This window comes from Plantactinospora sp. ZYX-F-223 (assembly GCF_039649625.1).
Lineage (GTDB): Bacteria > Actinomycetota > Actinomycetes > Mycobacteriales > Micromonosporaceae > Plantactinospora.
Genome location: NZ_JBDJAV010000002.1, coordinates 75,624 through 89,030, shown reverse-complemented (window position 1 = coordinate 89,030; position 13,407 = coordinate 75,624). Strand labels below are relative to the sequence as shown.

General features: G+C 73.7%; 13 protein-coding genes. 6 read left to right on the top strand and 7 right to left on the bottom strand.

The annotated features are described in order from the left end of the window. Positions 1-29: 29 nt before the first annotated feature. The 3 genes from AAH979_RS02800 (at position 30) to AAH979_RS02790 (ending at position 2,932) form a co-directional block, all read left to right on the top strand. The gene (locus AAH979_RS02800; RefSeq protein WP_346256387.1) at positions 30-938 is read left to right on the top strand and encodes a trypsin-like peptidase domain-containing protein; all 909 of its coding nucleotides are present in this window, start codon (positions 30-32) and stop codon (positions 936-938) included. A 9-nt stretch (positions 939-947) separates the two neighbouring features. Beyond that, complete coding sequence (locus tag AAH979_RS02795; protein WP_346256386.1) at positions 948-1,628, top strand: response regulator transcription factor; 681 nt, start codon at positions 948-950, stop codon at positions 1,626-1,628. A 77-nt stretch (positions 1,629-1,705) separates the two neighbouring features. Beyond that, positions 1,706-2,932, top strand: a complete 1,227-nt coding sequence (locus AAH979_RS02790; RefSeq protein WP_346256385.1) for a HAMP domain-containing sensor histidine kinase — start codon at positions 1,706-1,708, stop codon at positions 2,930-2,932. A 103-nt stretch (positions 2,933-3,035) separates the two neighbouring features. Here AAH979_RS02790 and AAH979_RS02785 read toward each other — a convergent pair whose 3' ends face one another. The 4 genes from AAH979_RS02785 to AAH979_RS02770 form a co-directional block, all read right to left on the bottom strand. Next, on the bottom strand, positions 3,036-3,776 hold the full coding sequence (locus AAH979_RS02785) for a D-Ala-D-Ala carboxypeptidase family metallohydrolase (RefSeq protein WP_346256384.1): 741 nt from the start codon (positions 3,774-3,776) through the stop codon (positions 3,036-3,038). 190 nt (positions 3,777-3,966) lie between these two features. Next, positions 3,967-6,063 (bottom strand): MMPL family transporter, encoded by a 2,097-nt coding sequence (locus AAH979_RS02780; RefSeq protein WP_346256383.1) that lies wholly within the window; start codon positions 6,061-6,063, stop codon positions 3,967-3,969. Positions 6,064-6,191: 128 nt separating this feature from the next. Next, positions 6,192-6,914: a response regulator transcription factor gene (locus AAH979_RS02775; RefSeq protein ID WP_346256382.1), complete on the bottom strand. Its 723-nt coding sequence runs from the start codon at positions 6,912-6,914 to the stop codon at positions 6,192-6,194. A 226-nt stretch (positions 6,915-7,140) separates the two neighbouring features. Beyond that, entirely contained in the window at positions 7,141-8,262 is a 1,122-nt protein-coding gene (locus tag AAH979_RS02770; protein ID WP_346256381.1) for a sensor histidine kinase, read from the bottom strand. 153 nt (positions 8,263-8,415) lie between these two features. Here AAH979_RS02770 and AAH979_RS02765 point away from each other — a divergent pair, with 153 nt between their 5' ends. From AAH979_RS02765 to fmdA, 3 genes are all read left to right on the top strand, one after another. Beyond that, positions 8,416-8,700, top strand: coding sequence for a DUF427 domain-containing protein (locus AAH979_RS02765; RefSeq protein WP_346256380.1), 285 nt, complete (start codon positions 8,416-8,418; stop codon positions 8,698-8,700). Positions 8,701-8,800: 100 nt separating this feature from the next. Beyond that, the gene (locus tag AAH979_RS02760) at positions 8,801-9,082 is read left to right on the top strand and encodes a zinc ribbon domain-containing protein (protein ID WP_346256379.1); all 282 of its coding nucleotides are present in this window, start codon (positions 8,801-8,803) and stop codon (positions 9,080-9,082) included. Between the two features lie 20 nt (positions 9,083-9,102). Continuing rightward, on the top strand, positions 9,103-10,356 hold the full coding sequence (fmdA, locus tag AAH979_RS02755; protein WP_346256378.1) for a formamidase: 1,254 nt from the start codon (positions 9,103-9,105) through the stop codon (positions 10,354-10,356). 17 nt (positions 10,357-10,373) lie between these two features. On the opposite strand, the gene AAH979_RS02750 is transcribed toward fmdA, so the two are convergent. From AAH979_RS02750 to AAH979_RS02740, 3 genes are all read right to left on the bottom strand, one after another. Next, a complete protein-coding gene (locus AAH979_RS02750) occupies positions 10,374-11,333 on the bottom strand; it encodes a hypothetical protein (protein WP_346256377.1) in 960 nt (319 codons plus the stop codon). Positions 11,334-11,502: 169 nt separating this feature from the next. Continuing rightward, a complete protein-coding gene (locus AAH979_RS02745; RefSeq protein WP_346256376.1) occupies positions 11,503-12,558 on the bottom strand; it encodes an SPFH domain-containing protein in 1,056 nt (351 codons plus the stop codon). Positions 12,559-12,692: 134 nt separating this feature from the next. Continuing rightward, complete coding sequence (locus AAH979_RS02740) at positions 12,693-13,394, bottom strand: SDR family oxidoreductase (RefSeq protein ID WP_346256375.1); 702 nt, start codon at positions 13,392-13,394, stop codon at positions 12,693-12,695. Positions 13,395-13,407: the final 13 nt, after the last annotated feature.

Genomic DNA, 13,407 nt, shown 5'->3' with positions numbered 1-13,407 from the left:
ATTTCCACAGTGGAGGGAGTGGCGGAGAGATGGAGCACGCAGAGCTGACGGCGGCGCCACCGGGACTGGGCCGCCCCCGGGGACCGGGCTTCGTCTCCCCGGCGCTGGACGCCTGGCCGGCGCCGGCCGCCCCGGTCGGCGTACCCGAGCGGGAGCCGGCGGCCGGCGCGGCGCGGTGGCGGCGGACGTTGCTGGCCGGGCTCGCCGTGGTGGCGCTCTCGGCCGCCTCCGGCGCGCTGGCCGGCGGATACGTGGCGGCGGACGAGCCGCCACCGGCGGCGGAGTTGGCCGGTCCCCCGCCGGCCACTCCGTTGTCGCCGGCGCCCGCGCCGAGCGGCGGGCCGGTGCCGAACGACCTGGTCGGGGCCGCCGCCACCGCGCTGCCGGGGGTGCTGTCGGTGCGGGCCGGCCGGGCCGGCGGATCCGGTTTCGCCGTCGACGAGCGGCACGTCATCACCAACAGCCACGTGGTGGCCGGCGCTACCACGGTGAGCCTGGTCGGTCAGGACGGCCGGCGGCTTTCCGCCGAGGTGGTCGGCCGCGATCCGGGCAGCGACATCGCGGTGCTCCGGGTCAGCTCGGCCGGGGCGTTGCGGCCGCTGCGGCTCGCCGCCGCCGACGTCCGGGTCGGCGAGCCGGTGCTCGCGGTCGGCTCCCCGCTGGGGCTCTCCGGCACCGTGACCGCCGGCATCGTCAGCGCGCTGGACCGGCAGGTGCGGCTCGGCAACAGCGGCGCCCGGCAGAGCGCGATCCAGACCGACGCCTCGATCAACCCCGGCAACTCCGGCGGGCCGCTGGTGAACGCCCGGGGCGAGGTGGTCGGGGTGAACACCGCGATCGCCACCCTGGACGGCAGCGGCAACATCGGTATCGGCTTCGCGATCCCGATCGACCGGGCCCAGCGGGCGGCCGAGCGGATCATCAGGAACGGCGGATAGCGTCGGATCATGCGGTTACTGGTGGTGGAGGACGAGGAGGACCTGGCCGACGCGGTACGGCTCGGCCTGGTCCGCGCGGGGTACGCGGTGGACGTCGCCACCGACGTCGCCGGGGCGTACGAGCGGTTGGCGGTCAACGCGTACGACCTGATGCTGCTCGACCTGAACCTGCCCGATGGCGACGGGTTCGCGGTCTGCCACGCGATCCGCCGGGGCGAGGTACCCGTCGAGGGCGGCAGCGACCTGCGGGTACTGATGCTCACCGCCCGGGGCGCGCTGCACGACCGGGTACGCGGGCTGGACGAGGGCGCCGACGACTACCTGGTGAAGCCGTTCGCCCTGGCCGAACTGCTGGCCCGGGTACGCGCGCTGCTGCGCCGGGACTCCGGCGGCGGTTCGGCGGTGTTGCGGGTCGGCCCGCTCCATCTCGACGTGGCCCGGCAGGAGGCGAGCCGGGACGGCACCCGGCTGCACCTGACCCGCAAGGAGTTCGGGGTGCTGGAATACCTGATGACCCGCCCCGGTCACGTGGTCTCGGCGGAGGAGCTGCTGGAGCACGTCTGGGACGCCAACGCCGACCCGTTCACCCAGACCGTCCGGGTCACCGTCGGCACGCTGCGCCGCAAGCTCGGCGGCGAGGCGATCGAGACCGTCGTCGGGCGCGGCTACCGGCTGCGGGAGACGGCGTGACGTCCGAGCCGGAGGTCCTGGTTGCGGGAGACGGCGTGCCGTCCGGGCCGGGGACACCGGCTGCCGGAGGTGGCGTGATGTCCGCGCCGGGCCGGCGGTTGCGCCGCTGGCTGCCGTTCGTGCAGTCGATCCGGTTCCGGCTCACGGTGCTCTACTCCACGCTGCTCTTCGCGCTGGCCGGGGCGGGGCTCGCCGTCACCTACCTGGCGGTGGAATACAGCACCAACCCGAAGCCGATCACCAACCAGTACGAGGCGGACGTGGTGAAGCACGGCCGGACGGTCGGGACGCTGACGGTGGCCGAGGTGGACGAGATCGAGTCGGAGGTCAACTTCCGCACCCTGGAGACGCTGCGCAACTACTCGCTGATCGCGCTGGCCGGGCTCTTCGTGGCCAGCCTCGGCATCGGCTGGGTGCTCTCCGGGCGGGCGCTGCGGCCGGTGGGCGCGATCGCGCGTACCACCCGGGAGATCCAGGCCACCGACCTGTCCCGGCGGATCCGGCTGGCCGGCGCCCGGGACGAGCTGCGCGAGCTCGGCGACACCATCGACTCGATGCTGGACCGGCTGGAGGAGGCGTTCCGGACCCAGCGCCAGCTCATCGACGACGCGTCGCACGAACTGCGCAGCCCGCTGGCGATCATCCGGGCCAACCTGGACGCCTCGCTGCTCGACGCACCGGACGCCACCGAGGCGGAGCGGGTCCGGGCGGTCGCGGTCATCGACCGGGCCACCAACCGGATGTCCCGGCTGGTCGAGGACCTGCTCGCCACGGCGCGCCGCCGGGCCGACGCGCTCGCCGACACCGACGTGCTGCTCGGCGAGGTCGCCCGGGAGGCGGGCGAGGAGTTCGCCGCGGTCGCCGCCGCCCGCCAGGTCTTCATCGCGTACGACGTCAGCCCCGACCTGCTGCTGATCGGCGACCACGACGCGCTGCGCCGGGCGGTCGGCAACCTGCTCTCCAACGCGGTACGGCTCTCCCCGGCCGGCGGCACGGTCACGGTGGCGGCGGGGCGGATCGGCGGCTGGCTCTGGGTCGGCGTCGCCGACGAGGGACCGGGGATCGCCACCGCCGACCAGTCCCGGGTGTTCGACCGGTTCTGGCGCGGGCGGGCCGATCCGGCGGCCGGGTCCGAGCGGCGTACCGGGCTGGGGTTGGCGATCGTCCGGCAGATCACCGAGTCGCACGGCGGGCAGGTGGCGCTCTTCTCCTCGGTCGGCCGGGGCAGCACCTTCGTGCTGTGGCTGCCGGCGGCGGACCGCACCGACGACGCCGAGCCGCCGTCGTCGGATCCGCTGTCCTGATCCCCTGGCGCGCGGGCGGGGCCCATCCGGGTCGGAAGGGCCCCGCTGTCAGCGCTGGACCGCCGCTCCCCGTCCCGCCGCCGACGGGTGTGCGGCGGCGCGGTCAGGAGACGCCGCAGGAACTCGCCGACCAGGTACGGATCGGGTCGTGCGCCACGTGGGTGTGGTCGCTGTGTCCGGGGTAGCCGGGGCCGAGGATCTCCCGCCAGCCGTGGTTGCGGGCCTGCTGGGCGAGCCGGCACAACGAGTGCGGCGAGACGCCGAGGTCGACCGCGTCGCCGTAGAGGTGCCGGCTGCTGGGCGAGCCGCCGACCGCGTCGTTGCAGGCGTGGCTGCGGAACGCGCTGGTGACCCGGATCGGCTGGTCGCCGAGGGCGTGCCGCATGGCCTGGAGTTTCCACATGTTCACCAGGGCGTTGAACCGGGCGGTGGCGGCCGAGACCGCGCCGCCGGCCCAGGTGGAGTTGCAGTTGTTCAACTCGGCGTAGCTGAAGTTGACCGGGGTGCAGTCGTCGTCCTGGAGCGCATAGATCCGGTTGAACGTCTGCTGGCCGGCGATGCCGTCGGCCCCGAGGCCGTACGCCTGCTGGAAGCGCACCACCGCGGCCCGGGTGGCCGGTCCGAAGACGCCGTCGATGACGAGTACCGCGTTGTAGCCGGGGTAGCCGGCGACCCGGATCTGCAACTGCCGTACGTCCTCACCGGTCATTCCCTCGGAGAGGGTCCGGCCCCAGGTGTAGCAGCCGTCGGCCTGGGCGGGGGCGGCGGTGGTCACGGTGGTGACGAGGGTGGCCGCGGCCGCCATGGTGAGCGCCGCGAGGATTCTGACGGTACGTCTGAACAAGGGGTCCTCCATACCGAGCGGGGGTTTGAATATCGACGAGGATGGCTGCTTGTCGATCACAAGTCAATATCTTCCGACGACCTTTTGCGATACGGCAGTTTCCTTCACCCGTCGGAGACACCCCGTTCACCGCCCCGCCGCCACCGGACGCTGGTGACGGCGAGGCGGTGCCGGGCCGGAGCCCGGGCGGCTACCGGACCAGGGCCGGGGCGGGCTCCGGCGGTGCCGGCTCGGCCTCCCGCACCTCGATCCGGGCGTGCAGCCGGCGCAACGGCCCCGGAGCCGACCAGTTGTACCGGCCGAGCAGCGTCATGGTGGCCGGCACCAGCAGCATCCGGACCACGGTGGCGTCCAGGGCGATCGCCAGCACCAGGCCGAGCCCGATCGCCTTGACCGGGGCGAAGCCGCCGACCAGGAACCCGGCGAAGACCACCACCAGCAGCAGGGCCGCCGAGGTGACGATCGCACCGGTCCGCTGCAACCCCTCGGCCACCGCCCGCTGCGGATCGGCGCCGGCGAGCCAGCGCTCCCGGATCCGGGACAGCAGGAAGACCTCGTAGTCCACCGAGAGCCCGAAGGCGATCGCACCGACCAGTACCGGCACGGTGAGGTGGGTCGAGTCGAGCCGTACCGTGCCGAGCAGGCCGGCCAGGTGCCCCTGCTGGAACACCCAGACCACCACCCCGAGCGCGGCGCCGAGGCTGAGCACGTTGGTCAGGACGGCCTTGATCGGCAGCAGTACCGAGCCGGTGAGCGCGAAGAGCAGCACCAGGGTGGCGAGCACGACCACCAGGACCGCCCAGGGCAGCCGGTCGGCGAGCATCTGCCGGTAATCCACCAGCCGGGCGGCGTTGCCGGTGACCACCACCTCGAAGGGCGCGGGCAGCGCGCGGATCGCGGTGACCGTCTCCCGGGCCGCCGCCTCCACCGGCGGTGCGGCGGGCGCCGCGCGCAGCACGGTCAGCTCCGGACCCGCCGGTACCGCCTCGACCCGGGTGACTCCGGGCACGGCGGCGACCCGGTCCTGCCAGCGGGCCAACTCCGGATCGGTCGACGGCACCGAGGCCAGCACCACGATGTCGCTCGGGGCGGTACGGTCCGGGAAGTGCGTGCCGAACGCGTCCCACATCTGCCGGGTCTGGGTGCTGGTCGGCAGCAGCCGGGGGTCCCCGGTGGACAGCCGCAGGTCCAGCACCGGTACGGCGAGCGTGCCCATCACCCCGACCGTGGCGACCAGGGTCAGCACCGGCCGGCGCTGCACCAGCCCGGCCACCCGGGCGAACACCCCGCCCCCGGTACGCGGCTTCGCCGCCGGGATCCGCCGGCCCACCAGCACCAGCAGCGCGGGCAGCAGGGTGAGCGCCGCCAGCATGTCCACCGCGACCACGGCGGCACCGGCCAGCCCCATCGAGCGGAGGAACGGGTCCGGGAAGAGCAGCAGGCCGGTGAGCGCCACCGCCACGGTCAGCCCGGCGAACAGCACGGTACGGCCGGCGGTGGCCACCGTCCGGGCGACCGCGGTCGGCACGTCCGGCGCGGTGACCCGCTCCTCGCGGAACCGGCTCACCATCAGCAGCGCGTAGTCGACCGCGAGCCCGACCGCGAGCATCGTGGTGACCTGCACGGCATAGACCGAGACGTCGGAGACGAGGCTGAAGGCGTAGAGCAGGCCGAAGGTCCCGCCGATGCCGACCACCGCCACCAGCAGCGGCAGCCCGGCCGCGACCAGGCCGCCGAAGATCAGCAGTAGCAGTACCAGCACCACCGGCATGCTCAGGGCCTCCGCCCGGGCCACGTCCCGCTGGGCCTGCGAGTTGAACTCCTGGTCGGTGATGGGCCCGCCGCCGACCACCACCGACGGCGCCTCGATCCGGTGCAGCCGGGCCGCCGCCGCCTCGGCCGCCTCGGTCTCGTCGTCCCCGGGAGTCAGGGTGACCGAGATCAGCAGCGCCTGCCCGGTTGTCGTGGACGGCACCGGGTCGGAGACCTCGGCGATGCCCGGCATGGTGCGTACCTCGGCGATCGCGGCGGCGGCGCTGGCCCGGACGGCTGGATCGGTGGCGGGTCTGCCGGTGACGACGGCGGTGATCCGGACCGGCTCGGGCGGGGCGTCGGCCAACCGCTGCTCGGCGACGTCGGACTCGCTGCCCGGCACGCCGCCGACGTCGGAGACCAGGCGGTCGAACACTCCCACTCCGACTCCGAACCCGCCGGCCAGGACGGCCAGCCAGAGCAGGAGTACGACGACGGGTCGCCGGATGACGTACCCGGTGATCAGACGTGACATGGCACTCTCCAATATGGACCTCCCGACTCCGGGAGCTGCCATGATGGTGGTCCGGGAGGCGGTCGCGTCGGATCGCCGTACGGAGTGGATCTCCGGTCCGCCGCTCGGGTGGGTCGCCCCCGGTCACCTCACTCCGCGGAGCGAGCCGCCACCGGACCGGCCTCCCCCGGTACGCCGAGATCGCCGGGCAGCACCAGACCCGACTCGTACGCCAGCACCACCGCCTGCACCCGGTCCCGCAGCCCCAGCTTGGCCAGCAGGTTGCTGACGTGCGTCTTCACGGTGTGCTCGCTGACGAAGAGCGCGGCGGCGATCTCGGCGTTGGAGAGTCCCCGGGCGACCTGGCGCAGTGTCTCCGTCTCCCGGGTGGTGAGCACCGCCAGCCGGTCCGGGGCGGGATCGGGTCGGGCCGGACGGCCCCGGGACACCACGTCGGCGATCAGCCGGCGGGTCACCGTCGGCGCCAGCAGTGCCTCACCGGCGGCCACCACCCGGACGGCGTTGACCAGCTCCTCCCGGCGCATGTCCTTGAGCAGGAAGCCGCTCGCCCCGGCCCGCAGCGCGTCGTAGACGTACTCGTCGAGGTCGAAGGTGGTCAGCACCAGTACCCGGGCCGGCGTCTCGGCGCAGATCCGGGCGGTCGCCGCGATACCGTCCATGTTCGGCATCCGGATGTCCATCAGCACCACGTCCGGGCCCAGGTCGCGGGTCCGGTGCAGCGCCTCGGCACCGTCGGCGGCCTCGCCGACCACCGTGATGTCCGGCTGGGCGGCCAGGATCATGCCGAAGCCGTCCCGCACCAGTGCCTGGTCGTCGGCGATGAGCACCCGCAGTGTGCTTCCCTCGGACATCTGCCCTCCCCCGCGCTGGCCGGCCCGCCGGCACCGCACCGGCGCGGGCCTCGGTCGTGTCGCCACCGTCGTCACCGTTGCCGCCCACGGCCCTGCGGCGGTCCGCCGGCAGTGGTCCGCCGACGGGTCGCCCGGCGGTAGTGGTCCGGCGACGGGGGGTGGCGGTCGGCCGGCAGTGGCCCGGCGACGGGTGGTCGGCCGGCAGTGGTCCGGTGGTGGTGCGTTCCTACCGTAGTGGCAGCGTCGCCGCGACGCGGAACCCCGTGCCGTCCAACCCCGGTCCGGTGCTGAGGGCGCCGCCGACCGCCGAGACCCGCTCCCGCATGCCGATCAGCCCGAGCCCGCCCGGCCGGCCGTCGCCGGACGGCCCGCGCCCGTCGTCGCTCACCTCCAGCCGGAGCGCGGCGTCGGCCCAGTCGATCCGGACCCGCACCGCGCCGGCCCGCGCGTGCCGCAGCGTGTTGGTCAGCGACTCCTGCACGATCCGGTACGCCGTCACCCCCAGGTCCGCCGGCACCGGCCGCCGCTGCCCGTACTCCTCCAGGGTGGCGACCAGGCCGGCCCGCCGGGCGCTCTCGACCAGCGGCCGTACCGCGTCCAGGTCCGGCACCGGCGCCCGGGCCGGCCCATCCGAGCGGAGCACCCCGAGCGCGCGGCGGAGCTGCACCAGCGCCTCCCGGGCGGTGTCGGAGATGGTGTCGAAGACCTCCTCGGCCTTGCCCGGATCCGATCGGACCACCACCGGACCGGCCTCGGCCTGCACCACCACCAGGCTCATCGAGTGCGCCAGGATGTCGTGCACCTCCCGGGCGATCCGCTCCCGCTCCCGGGCGGCGGCGGCGTGCTGCTCCTCGGTCAGCCGGTGGGCCCGCTCCTCCAGCATCGCGATCCGGTCCCGGCGTGCCCGGGCACTGGTGCCCATCGCGTAGGCGACCACGAACGCGATCGCGGCCGGCCCGAAGGAGAGCAGCTCGCCCTTGGGTAGCGAGATGCCCACCCCGACCAGGGTGCCGAGCAGCAGGACGGCCCGGTGGGACAGCGGGCAGATCGCCGCGAACGTGTAGGTGGCAACCAGTTGGGCGACCGGGATCTCGCCGATCGCGTGCTCCAGGGCTAGCCAGGTCGTGCCGATTCCGGTCAGCAGAGTGACCCAGAACGGATACCGCCGGCGCCAGATCAGCGGGATCGCGTTCAGACCCGCGAGGACGAACACCCACCATTCGGCACGGTCCTTGGTGAAGGCGTTGATGATGATGATCAGATAGCAGGCGACCGCGACCAGCGCGTCCACGACCAGCGGCGGCGTGGACCGTCCCCACTCGGTCAGCCGGTCCCACCAGGCGCGCATCGCCCCAGTATCGCCAGCCGCGCCCGCCGGCACCTCCCTCCCGGGAGCGAGTTCCGGGCCCCCGAGGACCACCCGCGCGAGCTGCGGCACCGGCCCCGTCCCGCCCCGGGTGCACCGCCGGCCGCCCCGGGGCGGCCGGCATAGTCTGGGGACATGCCGAAAGCCATCTGGAACGACCTGGTCATCGCGGAGAGCGCAGACACCGTCGTGGTCGAGGGCAACCACTACTTCCCGCGTACGGCCCTGCGCGACGATCTGGTGCGGGACTCGGACACGCACACCGTCTGCCCCTGGAAGGGCACCGCGTCGTACTACACGCTGGAGCACGAGGGGCGGCGCAGTGTCGACGCCGTCTGGTACTACCCGGAGCCGAAGCCGGACGCCGAGATGGTCCGGGACCGGGTCGCCTTCTGGAAGGACGTCGAGGTCGTCGACTGATCCCCCGCCGTCCCGGCCGAGGTGACGGAGACCGGCACCGAAAGGCGCTACTTGCGGCAATAGCCTGCGGAGTCGCCGCAGCGGGCACGATCCTGAAGCCGTGGCGACGTACGAGTACCGGTGTCCCCGGGACGGAATCTTCCCGGCCCGGTTTCCGATCGGGCAGGCCCCCGCGCGCGTCCGCTGCGTGACCTGCGCGGCGGAGGCCGCCCGGATCTTCTCGGCGCCGTCGCTGCGCGCCATGCCGCGGCCACTGGTCGCGGCCCTCGACCGGGCCGGCCGCAGCGCCGAAGCGCCGGAGGTGGTGACCCGGGTTCCCGGCCGACGCGGCGCGGCGGCCCGGCCGGTCCATCCCGGGCACGCCCGTCTGCCACGACCCTGACGGGTGAAAGGGAAGCCGCGATGCCCGAGCTGTTGTTTCCGCTGGACTCGACGAAAAAGTTCACCGAGCAGGAGCTGCTCGGCCACAACCGGTGGCATCCGGAGATCCCGCCGGTCGTCACCGTCCGGCCCGGCCAGACGTTCCGGGTGCACTGCCGGGAGTGGTTCGACGGCGCGATCCACAACGACGACTCGGCCGACGACGTCCGGGACGCGCCGCTGCCGATCGTGCACGCGCTCAGCGGCCCCTTCTCGGTCAGTGGTGCGGAGCCCGGCGATCTGCTGGTGGTCGACATCCTCGACGTGGGGCCGATCCCGCAGGAGGACTCGGGTCCGCTCGCCGGGCAGGGCTGGGGCTACACCGGCATCTTCCCGAAGCAGAACGGCGGCGGCTTCCTGACCGACTACTTCCCGGACGCGTACAAGGCGATCTGGGACTTCAGCGGGCAGCAGGCCACGTCCCGGCACGTTCCCGGGGTGACCTTCACCGGGATGATCCACCCCGGGCTGATGGGTACCGCGCCGTCGGCGGCACTGCTGGCGAAGTGGAACGAACGGGAGGGAGCGCTGCGGGCCACCGACCCGGACCGGGTACCGCCGCTGTCGCTGCCGCCGCTGCCGGACGGGGCGATCCTCGGCTCGCTGACCGGCGGCGACTTCGACCGGGTCGCGGCGGAGGCGGCCCGGACCGCGCCGCCCCGGGAGAACGGCGGCAACCAGGACATCAAGAACATGACCAAGGGGACCCGGGTCTTCTATCCGGTGTACGTCCCCGGCGCCAACCTCTCCGTCGGAGACCTGCACTTCTCCCAGGGCGACGGTGAAATCACCTTCTGCGGCGCGATCGAGATGGGCGGCTTCGTCGACCTGCACGTGGACGTGATCAAGGGCGGGATGACCACGTACGGGGTGTCGGAGAACGCGATCTTCCTACCCGGGATCGTGGCTCCGCAGTACAGCCAGTGGCTGGCCTTCTCCGGCATCTCGGTCACCACGGACGGGGAGCAGCGATACCTCGACGCGCAGCTCGCGTTCCAGCGCGCCTGCCTGCACGCGATCGACTACCTGACCCGATTCGGCTACAGCCCCGAGCAGGCGTACCTGATCCTCGGCGCCGCCCCGATCGAGGGGCGCTTCTCCGCGGTGGTGGACATCCCGAACTCGTGCGCGACGGTCTACCTGCCAACCGCGATCTTCGACGTCGACGTACGCCCCTCGGCTGCCGGGCCGACCCGGGTCAGCCCGGGCCAGGGCGCCCCGAAGTCGACCTTCTGACTCCGCCGGGGACGCTGTCAGCGACGGCGGCGGCGACGTTGCGTCGGGTGCCGCGAGGGGTCGGTCGGCACGAACGCCGGCTCGACCAGGCGTAGCCGCCGGGTGGCCGGGCCGACGGTCAGCCGCTGCCCCCAGGCCATCGTCAGGTGGTCGGTCTCCAGCCCGTCGGCGAAGACCACCAGCCGCTCCCGTTCCGCCACGATCTCCAGCGTCTCGTCCGGGCCGAGTCGCCCGGCGGTCAGCGACGCGCCGGTCGCCGGGGACGGCCACGCCTCCCGGACGAACCAGCACAGTGCCGGTTCGTCCGGCGCCGGCGGCGGCGGCGCGGCGGTGCGTTCCCGGGCGATCGAGGCGCACCAGCCCGTGGCGCCGGTCCCGGTGCCGACCACCAGTCCGGAGGAGGACTGCCGTTCCCGTCGGCCATCGGCGGTGGAGAGCAGGTACCGCGCGGACTGGTGGCCCGGGTGCCCCGCGTAGACCTCGTTGAGCCCGATCAGCTCCTGGCCGTCGTCGAGCGCGGCCCGGACCATGGTCCGCTCGCGGACCGGAGCCCGCCCGGCGACCACGGCGGGCAGCAGCCGGCTGACCGCCTCCGGCCCGAACCGGACGAGTACTCCGGCGTTCTGTCCCGGCTCCGGGTCCACCCCGATCACCGGCTGCCCGTCGAGGTATTTGGCGACGTTGGCGACCAGCCCGTCCTGGCCGACCGCCACCACGATGTCCTCGGCCGCGAACGGGAACCGGGTCAGGTCGTCCCGATCCGCCTGACCGCGCCGCCAGTCTGCCGGGATGGCCGCCCCGACGGTGGTCAGCGCCGCCTGGAGCGCCTCGTGCCGGGTCACCACCTCGGCCAGGTCGCGCCCGCGCTGGCGCAGGTAGTAGCCGGCGGCCGCCCGGGTGCCGTGGTGGGCCAGCAGCTCGTCCAGCTCGCTGCGCCGGCTCACCACGACGACTCTCGGCGCGAGGGTGGCGCTCACCCGGCCCACCCCACCGCTCTCGACCCAGGGCTGTCCAACCCCGACCCACGACGGTCCGGTCTCGACCGGCGACTCCCCGGCGCCGACGCATGGCTGCACATCCTCGACCGGCGGCCGTCCAGCGCCGACGGGCGGCTGCCCGGCCTCCTCGTGACCGGAGCGGTGCCGGTCACCGGGACAGCCGGCCCAGCAGGCCGGTCAGCACGTCGGGGGTGACGGTGAGCTGGCCGATCTCGGGCAGGTGCCCGGCGACCTCGCGGAGTGCGAGCGCGTGCAGCACCTCCGGCGGCAGGTCCCGGTACGCCGCCAGCCGGGCCGCCTCCGCGTCGGCCTCGGCGAGCCCGACCACGCGTACCCCGTCGGCCTTGGCTCCGGCGAGGATGCGCTCCTTCTCCGCCTCGGCGGCGGCCAGCACCCGGGCCCGCTCGGCGGCCGCCGCGTTCGCCACCTTCTCCCGCTCGGCCTTGCCCTGGGCGACCGCCAGCTCGGCGGCGGCCTCCAGCTCGACCTTGCGCCGGGAGTTGGCGCCGTGCTGCTCCACCAGTTGCTGCTCCCGGCGGGCCAGCTCGATCTTGTTCTGCAACTCGTTCTCGGCGATCGCCCGCTCCTGCTCGACCGCCTGCGCCCGCCGGGCGTAGGTGGCCCGGTCGGCCTCGACCTGCACCGTCTCCCGGGTCGGCGTCTGGAGCGCCCGCTCCATCTCCGGCTCGGGCCGCACCGCCACCACCCGGGCGCTGACCACCGCGACACCGACGTCGGTCAGCCGGGCCTCGTCGCGCAGCGCCGCCGAGACCGCCTCGCGGACCGCGGCGATGTCGGTGAGCGCCTCGGCCAGCGGCACCCGGGCCAGCAGGTCGAGCGCCGGCTGCTGGGCCAGCTCGGCCAGCAGCGTGGCGACCTGGTCGAGTGGGCGGGCCCGGGCGACGCCCTTGTGCGGGTCGACCGAGAAGTCCAGCCGGCTCGCCGCCAGCGCCGGGTCGGCGATCCGGTACGTCACCGTGGCCTGCACGGTGACGTCGGCGAAGTCGCTGGTCCGGGCGTGGAACAGCAGCGGCAGCTCGCGGTCGTCGACCGGCACCTCGCTCAGTACGCCGACCAGCGGCCGGTACCAGAAGGACTGCCCGACTCCCTCGTGCCGGACCCTGCCCCGCACGGAGTGCCGGACCCACGTGGTCGGCGCCCCGCGCAGGTGTCGCAGGAACAGCCGCCTGGTCACGTCGGCCATGACGCGCCACCTCCCCTGTTTTCGTCGCCACGACGATAAAGGGCAGATCCATTTCGCGTCAAGTCGCCGATAAATCCGGTCGAGTACCCCCCGTCGACCTCGGCCAACTCCTCCCCGGACGATCCGGGGCCGGATCAGGCGCCGGCGAGTTGCGGATAGAGCGCGGCCAGGTCGGCCGAGAGTCCGGCCTTCACCCGCCGGGTGACGTCGTCGGCGAGCACCTCGAAGGCGCCGGCCTCGACGCCGTCGAGCGCCTGCCGGGCCACGTCGTCCGGTGCGACCTTCGGCGCGTCGACGTGCGCGACCATGTCCGTGTCGACGTACCCGACATGCACCCCGGTCACCCCGACCCCGCTGCCGAGCAGTTCCAGTCGCAGCGAGTTGCTCATCGACCAGAGCGCCGCCTTGGAGGCGGCGTACGAGCCGGACATCGCCACCCAGGAGAGCACCGAGTGGATATTGAGGATGTGACCGCCACCGGCGGCGACCAGGCCCGGCACGAAGGCCCGGGTCACGGCGAGCGGACCGAAGAAGTTCGTCTCGAACTCGCGGCGGACGTCCTGCACCGGCGAGTCCAGGAAGTTGGCGGCGACCAGGCCGGCCGCGTTGTTCACCAGGATGGTGACGTCGGGTGCCTGCCGGGCGGCCTCGGCGACGGACTCGGGATCGGTCACCTCCAGGGCCAGCGGCACGACGTCCGGGTTGGTGACCGTACGGGGATCGCGGGCGGTGGCGTAGACCTTGCGGGCACCCCGGGCCAGGGCCTCGGCGGCGATGGCCCGGCCGAGCCCCCGGTTGCCGCCGGTGACGAGTACGACGGCATCTTTGACCTGCATGGTGGGACCTCCG

What these genes read in the sequence shown, in the direction of transcription:
- AAH979_RS02740 (WP_346256375.1), bottom strand. Translation starts at nt 13,394, where the DNA reads ATGCAGGTCAAAGATGCCGTCGTACTCGTCACCGGCGGCAACCGGGGG.
- fmdA (WP_346256378.1), top strand. Translation starts at nt 9,103, where the DNA reads ATGCCCGAGCTGTTGTTTCCGCTGGACTCGACGAAAAAGTTCACCGAG.
- AAH979_RS02790 (WP_346256385.1), top strand. Translation starts at nt 1,706, where the DNA reads ATGTCCGCGCCGGGCCGGCGGTTGCGCCGCTGGCTGCCGTTCGTGCAG.
- AAH979_RS02800 (WP_346256387.1), top strand. Translation starts at nt 30, where the DNA reads ATGGAGCACGCAGAGCTGACGGCGGCGCCACCGGGACTGGGCCGCCCC.
- AAH979_RS02765 (WP_346256380.1), top strand. Translation starts at nt 8,416, where the DNA reads ATGCCGAAAGCCATCTGGAACGACCTGGTCATCGCGGAGAGCGCAGAC.
- AAH979_RS02745 (WP_346256376.1), bottom strand. Translation starts at nt 12,558, where the DNA reads ATGGCCGACGTGACCAGGCGGCTGTTCCTGCGACACCTGCGCGGGGCG.
- AAH979_RS02770 (WP_346256381.1), bottom strand. Translation starts at nt 8,262, where the DNA reads ATGCGCGCCTGGTGGGACCGGCTGACCGAGTGGGGACGGTCCACGCCG.
- AAH979_RS02775 (WP_346256382.1), bottom strand. Translation starts at nt 6,914, where the DNA reads ATGTCCGAGGGAAGCACACTGCGGGTGCTCATCGCCGACGACCAGGCA.
- AAH979_RS02795 (WP_346256386.1), top strand. Translation starts at nt 948, where the DNA reads ATGCGGTTACTGGTGGTGGAGGACGAGGAGGACCTGGCCGACGCGGTA.
- AAH979_RS02780 (WP_346256383.1), bottom strand. Translation starts at nt 6,063, where the DNA reads ATGTCACGTCTGATCACCGGGTACGTCATCCGGCGACCCGTCGTCGTA.